7 protein-coding genes are annotated in these 13,139 nt (G+C 59.1%); 2 read left to right on the forward strand and 5 right to left on the reverse strand.

What is annotated here, in order from left to right; all coding sequences use genetic code 11:
* Positions 1–35 precede the first annotated feature (35 nt).
* Together GX108_01190 and GX108_01195 are read right to left on the reverse strand one after the other, a co-directional pair.
* A complete protein-coding gene (locus GX108_01190; protein NLO55661.1) occupies positions 36–1,106 on the reverse strand; it encodes an iron ABC transporter permease in 1,071 nt (356 codons plus the stop codon).
* 8 nt (positions 1,107–1,114) lie between these two features.
* Positions 1,115–2,263, reverse strand: a complete 1,149-nt coding sequence (locus GX108_01195) for an iron ABC transporter substrate-binding protein (GenBank protein NLO55662.1) — start codon at positions 2,261–2,263, stop codon at positions 1,115–1,117.
* A 168-nt stretch (positions 2,264–2,431) separates the two neighbouring features.
* Between GX108_01195 and queD the strand changes: the two genes are divergently transcribed.
* Positions 2,432–2,797: a 6-carboxytetrahydropterin synthase QueD gene (gene queD, locus GX108_01200; GenBank protein NLO55663.1), complete on the forward strand. Its 366-nt coding sequence runs from the start codon at positions 2,432–2,434 to the stop codon at positions 2,795–2,797.
* Positions 2,798–2,803: 6 nt separating this feature from the next.
* Here queD and GX108_01205 read toward each other — a convergent pair whose 3' ends face one another.
* Positions 2,804–3,580 carry a LarC family nickel insertion protein gene (locus GX108_01205; GenBank protein ID NLO55664.1) on the reverse strand — a complete coding sequence of 259 codons (777 nt, stop codon included), beginning with the start codon at positions 3,578–3,580 and terminating at the stop codon, positions 2,804–2,806.
* Positions 3,577–4,359: a nickel pincer cofactor biosynthesis protein LarB gene (gene larB, locus GX108_01210; protein NLO55665.1), complete on the reverse strand. Its 783-nt coding sequence runs from the start codon at positions 4,357–4,359 to the stop codon at positions 3,577–3,579. The genes GX108_01205 and larB overlap by 4 nt, the downstream gene beginning before the upstream one ends.
* Before the next feature lie 227 nt (positions 4,360–4,586).
* Here larB and larE point away from each other — a divergent pair, with 227 nt between their 5' ends.
* A complete protein-coding gene (larE, locus tag GX108_01215; GenBank protein ID NLO55666.1) occupies positions 4,587–5,921 on the forward strand; it encodes an ATP-dependent sacrificial sulfur transferase LarE in 1,335 nt (444 codons plus the stop codon).
* On the opposite strand, the gene GX108_01220 is transcribed toward larE, so the two are convergent.
* On the reverse strand, positions 5,908–13,139 hold a 7,232-nt coding region (locus GX108_01220; protein NLO55667.1), incomplete at its 5' end, for a cadherin-like domain-containing protein. The two genes, larE and GX108_01220, sit on opposite strands and share 14 nt — an antisense overlap.

Consider the following 13,139-nt stretch of genomic DNA (forward strand, 5'->3'; position numbering starts at 1 on the left):
GTTGTAGCCGAAGGAGACGTCGCGGACATCGAGTATCATCGGCGGTACCCCCTGACGAGGAGGTAGAGGAACAGGGGAGCCCCGACGAAGGACGTCAGTATCGCCACGGGCAGGACATTGGGCGCTATCATGATCCTGGCCGTTGTATCGGCCGCCAGGAGAAGGATGGAGCCCATTACGAGGGAGCCCGGGATGAGGAACCGGTTGTCGTCGCCTATTAGGCGCCTTACCATGTGGGGGCAGACGAGGCCCACGAAGCCTATCACGCCCACGAAGGAGATGATCACCGCCGTGACCAGCGATGCCAGGCTCATGCCGAGAAAACGCGCCACCCTGACGTTGACGCCAAGGCTCGCGGCCGTCTCGTCCCCGGCGTCGATGGCGTTGTAATTCCATGAATTGAAGGCGAAATACAGGGAGCAAACGCCTGTTACAAGGGAAATGATGCTTATCTCCCTCCAACCGGCCCGGGAAAGGTCACCGAAGGTCCAGAAGACCATGGCCGCCAGCTGGACGTCGTCGGCGAAGTACTGCAGGAACATCGTCGCCGCCGTGCACAGCGAACCGATGGCCACGCCGGCGAGGATCATGACCTCGGGCGAACCCCTGCGCAGCCTGGCGATCACGATCACCACTCCCGTGGCCGCCATGGCCGCCGCGAAGGCCCAAAGGGTGGTCATGCCCGGCCTGACCACGGTGATGGCATCGGAGGCGGCGCTCTGCATGAACCCCGACCCCAGCGCCATCACCGAAAAAGCCGCCCCGAAAGCCGCGGCCTGGGATATCCCCAGCGTGAAGGGCGAACCCAGGGGGTTGCCCAGCACCGACTGCATGATCACCCCGGCCACCGAGAGCCCCGCACCGGCCAGGATGGCGGCCAGGACCTGGGGAAGCCTTATGTTGAAGACCACCACGTCCAGTTGTCTCGAAACGTGGTCCATGAAGAGGGTCCTCAACACCTCCAGCGGGTCGTAGCTGACGGGCCCCGTGGCTATCGACAGGACCGCCAGCACAAAGAGAAGGACGAGCCCCAGCAGGAGGAGGAGGATCTTCGTCCGGATGTATTTCGCGTACCCCGCCGGGATGGTCCCTTCTTCCAGATGCAATTTCGTCTTTACTCCATTGTCGAAAGATCGATCTTCTCGAAGACCATGCTGCCGAAGCCCTGGTTCATCTCGTCGAAGACGGGCCTGCCCACCAGGAAGGAATAAATCTCATCGGCTTTTTTCACCGGATCGATATCCTCGAACCGGTCCGGGTAGAGGACCTTCCCGATGAAGTAGGCGTCGGCCAGGATGGAGCCATGGTTCTGGGAGTACCAGTTGTAGGGAAGCACGCCGTAGATCTCGCCCCTTTCCACCGCCGACAGGACCTGGTAAGGGGCCTCGGACCGCAACTGGTTGAGGCCGTTCACCTCCGCCCCTCCCTGGAGAGTGGAAAGGTCGACGAACAACTTGTCCGGGTCCATCGACACCAGGCTCTCCGTGGAGAAAGTCGACTGCTGGAGCTGTTCGGAGCTCTTTTTCGAAGGATCGGCCGCGATGTTCCTGGCATTTACGAACATGAAGGGGGGATAGGCCGGCTCGGTGGAGGTCATGCCGTGGGGCCCCTTGAAGGCCACCCCGCCGATGTAGCAGCTGGGCCGTTCGTCCTCGGGAATGTCGGCCGTTCTTTTTCCCAGGTCCTCGATGATCCCGTCAAAAAAAGCGATGACTTCCCTGGCCCTCCGTTCCTTCCCGATCACGCGCCCCATCATCAGGAGCGTTTCGTCCATCTCCCTCTTCTCGACTCCCAGCTGGCCATGCTCGAGGACGATGACGGGTATCCCCGTCTTGTTCTGCAACTCCACGGGGTCATGCCCCATTTTGCCGTTGACCTTGAAAATGACCTGCGGCGCCGGGTCCAGGGCGACGATCAGTTCGGGATTGTCGAAACCCCGGAACTCCCCGAAGAGGGGTTTGTCCCTCAACTCGGGGTGGGCCAGGAAATAGGGGCGGGACTCGAACATGCTCCGGGACTTTTCCATATCGTCCACGGCCACGGCCAGGTCCTGGGCCTGGAGGTAGACAAGGTAGCGCAGGCACCCGGAACCGGAGCAGATCACCCGGGTCACCTTTTCGGGGATGGAGACTTCCCTGCCCCAGGAATCGGTCACGGTGACCTGGGAAGCAAAACTTGCGCCTCCCCCGCCCATGATCGCGAAAAGGACCAAAACACCGATGAAAGCAAGGCACCTGGAGGATCTGAAGAATAACAAGGCCATCACCTCGAATAATAAAGTTATTACGAATATTCTATTTCGTAATAACTATTTGGGCAAGGGGTAATTCGACGAATCTATTCCCGTCGCCGGAAAGAAGGAATGAAAGGACTTCATCTATAATCGGAAGGGAATCTCGAGGCGATCACGACCTGAAGGAGTTGAAAACCCATGTACCTGAAAAAGGATTTCTCTTTCGACGCCGCCCACCGGCTGGAGCACTACCACGGAAAGTGCGAGGCCCTGCACGGCCATACCTACCGTTTCCAGGTGACCCTCAAGGGCGAACCCGACCATGAGGCGATGGTGATGGACTTCCTGAGGCTCAAGGAGCTGGTCGGCCGCCTGGTGGTGTCCCGCCTGGATCACTCGCTCCTGAACGACACGATCCCCCAGCCCACCGCCGAGAACATCGCCCTCTGGATCTGGAGGCAGATAGACAAGGAAGTCAGAAGCGACAACTGCGCCCTCTACTCGGTCCAGGTCTGGGAGACGGCCTCCTCGTCGGTCCTGATCCACGGCGAGGACGTTCAATAAAAGCCCTCAGTGCCGGTGGTGATGCCCGTCGCGGCCATGGCCACGGTGAGAATCGCCGGCTTTCGGGGCTATCTCCTCCAGCAGCGTCCCCTGGAGGACATTGGCCAGCTCCGTATCCGAGTCCCCCAGCCCGTAACCCGTCTTCACCATGACCCCGGCAGGGATAGGGCCGAACTCCGAGGCGAAAACTCTCGCCAGCGCCGCTCCCGTGGGGGTCGTCCTTTCCATGGGATCCCCCAGGGAGAACACGGGGACCCCTTCCAGCAGTTTTGCCGTCGCCGGGGCGGGAACGGGCATTTCGCCGTGAGCGCACTTAACCGTCCCCGAGCCCACGTTGATAGGGGAGATGACCACCCTGGACGGATCGAGGGCTTCCAACAGGACACAGGCCCCGACGATGTCGACGATGGAATCGACGGCCCCCACCTCGTGAAAATGAACCTTCTCCGGAGCCACGCCATGAACGGCACCCTCGGCCTCGGCCAGCAGCCGGAAGGTTTCCGAAGCCTTTTCCGCCGCGCCCGGACCGATGGCGCTCTTTCCAATGATCTCCAGGATCTCCGTCAAACCCCGGTGGGGATGATCCTCACCTGGCGTGATCCGAACATCCAGGCCGGTGATACCGCGTCTTTTGGACCGCGACACGCCGACCTCGTAGTTCTTCAATGCCAGGCCCTCGAGAAAGGTCTCCAGGTCCTCCCGCCCCAGGAGGTCGAGGAGGACGCCCAGCGTCATATCGCCGCTTATTCCGGAGAAACAGTTGAGGTACAGAGTTTTTTTCATTCCTGGCGATCCCCTTCCCCGTTCTTTTCTTTTCTCCTGCCGGCGATAAGCGCGGCGGTGAAGCCGGCCCCCACCCCGTTGTCGATGTTCACCACCGATACGCCCAGCGCGCAGGAGTTGAGCATCGTGACCAGGGGGCCGATGCCTCCGAGGGCGACCCCGTAGCCCACGCTGGTGGGCACCGCTACCACCGGGCAGCCCACGATGCCGGCCACGACTCCCGGAAGGGCGCCGTCCATGCCGGCGACGGCCACGACCACATCGGCATCGAAAAGCACGTCGAGATGGGCCAGCAGACGATGTATGCCCGCTATGCCCACGTCATAAAGCTTTCTGACCTCGCAACCCATCGTCTCGGCGGTGACGGCCGCCTCCTCGGCGATGGGCACGTCGCCGCTCCCGCCGGTGACGACGAGGGCCATGCCCCTCGAGGGAGCTTCCCCCTCCTGCCACAGGCGGCCCATCCTGGCCTTCGGAAGGTACTCCAGCCCCGGGAGGATATCCAGGAGCCACTGGTGCTGCTCGGGCGTCATCCTCGAGAAGAGGGCCTTGCCGGGGCATTCCGCCAGGGCCCCCGCCACGCGTTCGAGCTGTTCCCTCGACTTTCCCGGGCAATAGATGATCTCGGCGAAGCCGTTCCTCAATCCCCGGTGGGTATCCAGCTTGACCTCGCCCAGGTCCATGAAGGGCAGCCCCTTCAGGGACCTGACGAAAGCGTCGACGGATATCTCCTTCCTTTTCAACTTGTCCGCCAGCAGGCGGAGTTCTCTTTCATCCATGGAAAATCCGCTCCATTCCGCAGGGCGGGACCCTTCAAAGGGCTCCAGCCCCGAGGCTGCAGTTAATTATACTAAAAAGGGCCCCCAAAAGACGAATTGAAACGGCCTCTTCCGCAAGCCCGGGGCTTCGACCGCCAAGGATGCCGGCGGTATCGGCGCCGCCGGGAGGAAGATGTGGTATCGTTTCTTAAGGAGGGACAAAATGAAGAAAAAAGGAAGGCAACCCGTTGGACAAGGCTGAAATGGTACGGACCTTTTTCAAGGAAAACCCCTCGACCCTGGTGCTTCTCTCGGGCGGCGTGGACAGCGGCGTCCTCGCCCTGCTGGCCTCGGAAGGGGCCCCGGGGTCCGTCAGGGCATTGACGTTCCGGACCCCCCTCGTCAAGGAGGATGAAGTGCGCCTGGCCCGGGAGGTGGCCGAACGGCTCGGCCTGGACCTCCATGTCGAGGATATCGATGTGACCCTGGCTCCAGGCGTTTTGTCCAACCCGCCTGACCGTTGCTTTTTCTGCAGGAAAGCCCTCCACCGCGCGGCGAAAATACATGCCGAAAAGTCGGGGCTCACTCTCATAGCCGACGGCCTCCAGGCCGATGACCTTGAAGAAAATCGGCCCGGCGCGAGGGCCGCCGCCGAGGACGGGATAATCCACCCCCTGGCCGAGGCGGGCCTCACGAAGCAGGAACTCCGCGAACTGGCAAGGGAAGCCGGTCTGCCCAACAGCGAGAGGCCCGCCGCACCTTGCCTCGCTACGAGGTTTCCCCCCGGGGTCCCTGTCTCGCGGGCCTTGCTCGGGAAAATAGAAAAGGGTGAGGCTTTCCTGGCGGAAGAGGGTTTTGATAATTCGAGAATCCGCGTTTTCCCCCCGGGCCTGGCCTCGCTGGAGATAGAAAGGGAGGACCTGCCCCGTTTATGGGACGTCCGGGAGAGAATCGTCGAGGCCCTGAGGGGTATCGGTTTCCCCGTCGTGTCGCTGGACCTGGAGGGCCTGAAACGGAGCAAGATGGGGCGTTTCCTGGAGGAGGTGGACGGCATGGAGGAAGTCTGGCTCGTGGAGGCGTCCCTCGACGACGCCACGGGAGAGGAGATGGGCAGGGCCCTGGAGGTGCTCCAGGAGGTCTCCCTGGAGGCCCATATACTGCAGGGGCTGGGGAAAAAGGGAAGGCCCCTTTTCATCCTGCGGGCCCTGGCGCTGGCGAAAAACCTCGACGAAGTGCTGGACCGATTCTTCAGGGACACCCCCACCATTGGGGTGCGCTACTGGCCCGTGGAGCGGGAAAGGATGACCAGGGAAATAAAAGAGGGCAACCTGGTGGTGGACGACCTCAGGCTGCCCGTCAGGATAAAGATCTCCCGATTCGGCGATATTCTGAAGGGCAAAGCCGAAGCGGACGACATCGGCGAGCACCTCTACGGCGGCCCGGAAGGAAAAGGCGACTGCCCGACCGCTCCGGCAAGTTTCCCAAACAAGCCCGGCTGGATGGTTACCGTCCAGCCGGGCTTGTTTTGGTGTCCTTTCCAGGCAATAGCCTTGGATTGTCTTCCTATTCCTATGGCTGCATGAGCTGTCCCTCTATTTCCTGCTGGATATAAAGGGTCACGTCCAGGCCGTTGAGGATCGCGTGGGTGTACACGTCGAAAGTTATGTCCACTCCACCGATTTCCTGAACATGTGATCCCAACGAGATGCTCCATTCCCCGTCATCGACGATGTTCACGCTGTCTCCACCGTCGCCGAGTATCCAGAGATCGTTGTTGGCGTCGGTGATGTCCAAAACATCCTGCACTGAAAGGTTATCCAAGGTATGACCGTAACCGCTGGAGGCCAGGTCGAGGATCTCCATGTTCTTGATATCGTAGTCGGTGTTGAAATCGATATCCTCCCCGTAACGCAGGACCAGGGTGTCGGTCCCATCCCCGCCGTCATAGGAGCGGGTGCCGTCGTAGAGGAATGTGTCATTCCCCGCCGTGGCCATGACCTCCGAAATATTTACCTGGAAGGAACCCGAGGTTTTGCCCGAAGCATCATTGTTCGCTGTCTCCACCGTGTAGGCCTCGACAGTCACGGGGCCGGTGACCGATGACTGGATGAAGGTAATATCATTGATCGATCCCTGATCTATCCCCGAGATGGTGTAGGTATCCGAACCCGAATCGTAGGTGAAGTCGGGCAGGAGGCTCCCTCCAGCGTGGAAGGCGGCGTACTGGCCCAGCCCTTGCACCGAGAGCGTCACGGTTTCGGAACCGTCGCTATCGATCATGGTGGCGTTCAGGTTAAGCGGGATATGATCGCCCTCGGTGCCGAAGGTCAGGGTCGGGTGCAGGTTCACACCGTCGGCCACGGGTACGACCTCTACATCGAAAGTGGCCGTATCGGCCGTCGGTTCCAGCGAACTTTCACCGGAATAGACGGTGAGGGCAATATCTTCGATAGTCCCGCTCCAGTTCTCCGGGGGCAGGATGGCCATGTAGGCCGGCAACTGTCCCGATGCATCAAGGGGCAAGGACCAGCTGTTGACGAGCCCGTCGCCGCCGAGGTTGTCCGCCATGGCCGCCGATCCAGCATCAGCGCCGACGATGACGAGGTGATCCAGGGGGACATTGCTTAAAATCGCGGATATCGTGCTTTCCGAGCCGTCCGTATCGACCAGGCCGCTCCCCCCGATGTTGAGCACTATAGGGGTATCCTCGTCGCCGGACACGTCGCCCGCCGTGACTTCAAAACCACTGTTCACGGCGTTGACCCAGAAAGTGTCATCTACAGTCGTGGGTATGCTATTGGCAGCCCCATACTCCTGAGACTCCAGCGAGGCGGTGAGGGAAACCGAGCCGGAAGCGTGGCCCGAGGGCTGATACTCCAGGTTGATCGTTTCGCCCATGCTGACGCCGTCGATAACAAAATAATTACCGTCGGCGATACCGTCTATACCGGAAACAAGCTGGGTATGTATTTCTGAACCCCCGTGCCAAAGGCTCCCAACAGAATCCATGCTGGATTCATTAAGGGTTATATAAAGCTTCCCGTCGACGATTTTAGAGAACTCACCGTCGGCACTGTTGGAAAGAACCAGGGCGATGGGGACGTGGTTGCCCTCATTTACATCGGGAGCACTGACTTCGATGAGGGCCGGATCGGTTACGGGTTCAATCGCCGGTGATACGGTCAGAGGTTGATCATGCTGCTGTCCTCCCTCGGCGTAGGTAGTCAGGTGCACCGAGAAGGAGAAATCACCCTGGTGGTTGTTGTCGTTCCAGTTTTCCGGCGGTGTGACGGTGATGTCGTCAAGCAATGCCTGAAGTTCGGCGTTGCCCCCCGTCCCGGAAGCCGTCCATACCGTTTGCCCGTCAACAGTGGTCTGGGTCATCCCCGTTACGACCGTTCCCGGCGGCAGGTGCGTCAGGGTTATCGAGAAGGGGCTTGACCCTGTTATCTCGAAGTCCACGAGGTCGTTCAGCCCTTTAGGCGTGTCTTCCATCACCCCGGCATCGGTCAATCCATGAGTGATAATCTGGGCCGGGCTGCCTTGCGTTGCGCCGGTATCATCGAAATGGTCCGAATCGGACGTTACGAGGGTCCAGTTCGCCTGCGATGAGACGTCGAAGCTATCCGTGTCCTGGGTCACGGCGGTTATGGTGATCGTTTCATTCAAACCCCCTACCAGGACTTTGCTTCCTTCCAGATGGAATACTATGTCCTCAGTGACTTGGTCGGTGCCGTTGAAAGCGACGTTTTTCTCAATGAGCCACTGTCCGGTGTTCTCATGATCCGGGGTGTCGCCAATGTAGACCCCCCCTTCCACCCTCACTCCATCGGGCACGCCATCGATGACGAACCTTACGAGCCGCTCGCTGCCGTCCGTGTCGGGCAGTCCGCCGGCATCGGGATCGGGCAGTTGGGTGACCGTCACGGGGATGCTGATCGACGTGTTTCCTTCGGCTGTTACAGTGGTCCCATCGACATCGACCGATGCGTTGTCGGGGTTGTTGATGAAACCGAATTCGCCCAGGCTTGTTTCCGTCGCGTCGGTAACAGCCCGGACCGTCAAAGTATAGGTGGCGTCGGTCTGACTCGAGACTGATGGCAGCGTATCGTCGGTGGATGGATCGGTCACTTCGTAACGTACGTCGAAGGAGTATGACCCCGAAGCATTGGCGCCGCCTTTCGCGTAGACGTTATCGATGGCGGCTCCGGTCAGCTTGTACCAGCCATCCTCCAGGACTACTCCCGACTCGGCCTGGCCGTCGGCGGCATCGGCCAGGGTGGTCTCCGTGGAATTGCCGTAGCAGAGGGTGAAACCTTTCCCCTCCACATCGGAGACCTTGATCCAGACGGAGGACAATTCCTCATCGGTGTCGCCGTGCTGATGCCGGATGCCCAGATCAACCTTGGCAAGGGTGTCCTCGAAGGTCGTCGTGGAAAGGGCCATGGTCGCTTCCGGTGAAGGCGTGACCGTCACGGTAATGTCTATCGGGTTCCAGGTGTGGGAGTGGCCGTCATCTTCCGTCGTCACCGGTCGGACGGTCATATCGATGGTCCCGCTGTAATTTTCCGGAACCACGATCTTCGGACAGGTCGATGAGTTGGTGAGTTCGGCCTGGCAGACAAGCCATGTGCGGCCCGTCCCGCTCCCCCCGAGGAAAGTGGCCCCTTCGATGGTAAATTGCGGGTCGAGGCCGGTCAGGGTCATCGTGAGCTTTTCCGAGCCATCGGTGTCGGTCAGCTCGGCCTTGGTAATGATCTCGGAAAGGCTGATCCTGCCACCCCCCGAGTCGACTTGGTCTTCGGTCCGTTCAAGATCCTTGACAGCGACATCGGGTTCATCGGCAACCCCCTTTACGACTATATTGATATCCAGAATCTCGGAAAGAGCCGATTCGTCAGTGTAATCGTCGAGGGTATCGACGGATACCGCGCTGGCCTTAAGGGTGAAGTCTTTGTTGCTATTCGGGGGTGGCTGAATAGTGAGTGATTCATTGCTATCAAAGTTATCGATGGTTACTACCCCCCCATCGGGGGTGATCGTATCCCCGCCGTATTTCAGGATCGCTCCGTCGGGGATATCCTCTATGGTCACGTTAAAGGTCTCTGAGGGGTCGCTGCTGGTCGGCCTTATCTTCAGGGCTATTTCCGTATCTTCTTCCCCCCTTGACGGTGAGGACACAGCCAGGGTGACCTGGTCGGCCACGGGCAGCACCACCAGGTTAGCCAGCGTGGCGCTGCCCGATTCGGCTGTGTCGGTGGCGCCTGTATCCGGGTCAGTGTCGATGGTTTTTGCCTCGACCTTGATCTCGAAACGTCCCGAGACGTGCTCCGGAGCCATGAACTGGACCGTATCGAGGTACTCCATCGGTATCTCCACGGCGGTCCCGTTGTAGGTCAGCGTATGGGTTTCCGTCCCGTCAAAGTAGCTGAACCGGGAACCGTTGGCCGAGCCGCCGTCAAGTACCGGTGTGAGGAGGGCAAAGGTCTTTTCTGTACCGCCGACATCGATCCCGTCTTGATTGTGCCATCCGTCCTTTAGGTTGAAGCTGTCCTGGTTCAGGTCGAACCATTCATCTTCGTACGCCTCCACCTGCTCTCCGTAGGTATGGCCTGCCGTCATCGTGAGGTCGTCTGTTCCATCACCATCGGAGTCGACGCCCACGACCTCGGCCACGGGCGTCACGGTGACCTTGACACCCAGGTTTTCCGTCTCGGTCGAAGTCACGGTGGTTCCGTCGACAACTTTGGTGTCCGTGGTCTGGACGGAGACAGTGAGCGTTTCATCGGCGCTCGAATGGGCCGGTGGCGTGATGGTGTAATTCTTGTAACTCCCGTCGGAAACATCAGCGGTCGGGACAGAGTAGTCCGATGAACCGTTGCCGGTGTGAACTTCGGTGCCGACAGAGTTTTTTATTACCCAGCCGGTGGGAACCTCCTTTATGGTGATGCTGTCCATCACTTCGCTTCCGTCGGTATCAGTGAGCGCCAGGCCCTCCATGAACTTCACGGCTGTATCCTCTTCGGTGCTCACCGGGGGGGCATCAACATCGCCCGCCACGGGGTTGACGTAAAGGTTCAGGGTGACGCTGTCGGTTTTCACCCCGGGTGTATGGCCGGGAGAATCGCTGTCGGTATCCTGGGCGTGGAGAGTAACGGTAATGCCCTTGAGGTCTCCGCTGATGTTGGCCGCACCCCCGATGGAGATGGCCGGAAAGCCCGACGTGGAAGTGCTGAGGCCGGGGGCGTTGATCGTGATCGAGGACCCGCCGTTGACGGTAGTGCCGTTGACGGCTATCGGGTCGTTGCCCTCCGGATTGGATATGACGATGGAACGCTTTTCACTGCCGTCGAGGTCTTCGAAATTGGCCGATAGCAACGATGAAAGGTCAAGTGTCGTGTCCTCGTCAATGGTTGCGCTGTAAGAATCGTCGGAACCGTCTATCTTGAGGTCGACATCGTCGGTGACGGCGAGAACTTCGACATGAATATTCCTTGAGGCGGCGGCCCCGGAAACGGAAGTGTCCCGGTTTCCGGAATCATCGGTCTCATAACTGGTCACCCTCAGGGTCATGTCGATATCATTATGACGATCGGCGGGGGGGAGGATTTTCAATGCCTCGAATTCGGCCTGGGTCAGTTTGATCGCGGACCCATAGTTCGAATCCGAGGTCAGATCGGTGTAGTGGACAGTGGTATCGAGGTTCCCCTGCTCATCCACGATGACTATCGTCATGGTGTTATTAGCCCCCGTGAAAAGAAGGGTGGTACCGTCGCCTTTATAAATCTCCGCGCCGGTGTCGACGCTCTGGAGCTCGATAAAACCCAGCCTCTCAGGATAGTCCCCGGGCAAAGCGCCATTTTCATCAATGTTGTCGGTCATCGCAGGCATTTTGAAATTGAGGGGGATCATCTCATCCTCGTTGGTTTCTACACCGCTATGGACTTCCCACTTCGGCGCGTCCGCGACGGGGTTAATCGTAATCGTCAGCGTAGCCCAGTCATCGAATGAAAGATTGCCAGCCTTATAGCTAATTTCCGGGACAGGCCCGCTGTAGTTAGGGTGAGGCGTGAAGGTGTAGCTCCCGTTGGCGTTCAGTTGGAAGGTTCCTATACCGCCTCCTGTGGAGGTTTTAAGAATCACGGTGTCACCGGCGAAATAATTCTCCTGGACCCCGTTTCCGTCGCTATCGACTTTGAAGCCACTCACGATCAGGCTCTCGCCATAATCCGGGTCGGGAATATCATTGTCCAGGACATTACCGGTAAGGGTGACATCCTCATTGATGTTTTCCGCGTCGTCGATGATCTCGCCCACGTCATTGGTGCCGGTGATGGTGATGGTGATGTCATGAGTGTCGGCCTCGTAGCTGTCGGTGGCTCTTACGGTGTAGGTCAGGATCAATGTCTGGCCCGCAGGCAAGAAGTCGAAAGCCTCGGTCCCCGAGTCGAAGGTCCAGTGGATCTTTCCTTCCGTCTCTCCTGAAGCAAGCCCGCCACTCACGGTTAACATGTCAAGAAGATTGTCTGGCAAGGGGCCAGTATAGGTACCGCCAGTTGTTTTTACCTCTACAACGCTCGTTTCTACCGTGTTCGTCGTATCGATATCTTTCAGGGATAAGGTATCGGTGCCGGAAGTAGCCAATCCTTCATTGGTCTCGATGAAGCTTGCGGAATCATTGTCGCCCTCTCCCTTGGAGATCTCCGGGGGGTCATTCGTGCCGTGAATTCTAATGGTCAACGTAGCACTGGAACTGCCTCCCTCATCATCGGTGATCGTGTAGGTGAAGGTGTCCGTTAAATAAGGATCATTGTGAGCAAGAGCCTGGATTACATCCTTCGTGTTGTCCAGGGCGTAGGTGTAACTGCCGTCGGAGTTGATCGTCACCGTGCCGTAGGTGCCATCGATCGACACGCTACCACCCTTGGAGATCGCCTGTCCATCGACGCTATCCACCCGCAAGTCGTCACCATCGGGATCCTCATCATTGTCAAGAACGTTGCCGGCCACAATCGATGTGTCAGGATTGCTGTCATCGTGGCCTTCCTGGTCCGGCGCATCCTCGTAAACAATGTTCGTGTCGGGTTTGGCAACAGGAGCGGGGTTCGTAACGGTCCACTCAAACGTCTGGGACGTGCTGGCATCGTGAGGGTCCGTCGCCGTCACCGTCACCGTGTAGACACCGTTATCACCGGGGCCGCCCTGGGACGCAGAACGGTCTATGGTGCCAGAAATTTTGCCCGTGTCAGGGTCAATGCTCAGACCAGCGGGCAAACCATCCGCGCTGAAAGTAAGCTTGTCCGAGAGGTCGGGGTCGCTGAAATGACCCGATACATCATGGCTTATTACATCAGCGTCTAAATCAGACCGGTCTTCAATAAGTGTACTCTCCGGGGCGTCGTTGGCACCGTTGATCGTCACCGTGACCGTGGCGGTCTCAGTGTTGCCAGCAGCCGTAGTGACGGTATAGGTGAAGGTATCGGTCTGGGTCTCTCCTTCAGCGAGGGACTGGAGATGATCACCGGGGGTGTAGATCATATCCCCGTTTTCGTTGAAGGAGACAGTCCCGTGAGAGCCCTGGGTGACCGACGTCACCTCGGCGTTGGGACCAAAGGTGTCGTTGTAAAGAACACCTATAACGACGGGAGTGTCCTCGTCGGTTGAGGCAACGTCATCGAAGGCGTCCACCACCGGGTTGACGGTGACGTCCACCGTGGCCGTCTCGGTGTTGCCCGCTGCCGTCGTCACCGTGTAGGTGAAGGAGTCCGTACCGTGGTAGTCCTCGTTCGGAGTGTAGGTCA

It is taken from the genome of Thermovirga sp. (assembly GCA_012523215.1).
GTDB lineage: Bacteria > Synergistota > Synergistia > Synergistales > Thermovirgaceae > 58-81.

Coding starts and splice junctions, on each gene's coding strand:
- GX108_01195 (NLO55662.1), bottom strand. CDS start 2,263: ATGGCCTTGTTATTCTTCAGATCCTCCAGGTGCCTTGCTTTCATCGGT.
- queD (NLO55663.1), top strand. CDS start 2,432: ATGTACCTGAAAAAGGATTTCTCTTTCGACGCCGCCCACCGGCTGGAG.
- GX108_01205 (NLO55664.1), bottom strand. CDS start 3,580: ATGAAAAAAACTCTGTACCTCAACTGTTTCTCCGGAATAAGCGGCGAT.
- larB (NLO55665.1), bottom strand. CDS start 4,359: ATGGATGAAAGAGAACTCCGCCTGCTGGCGGACAAGTTGAAAAGGAAG.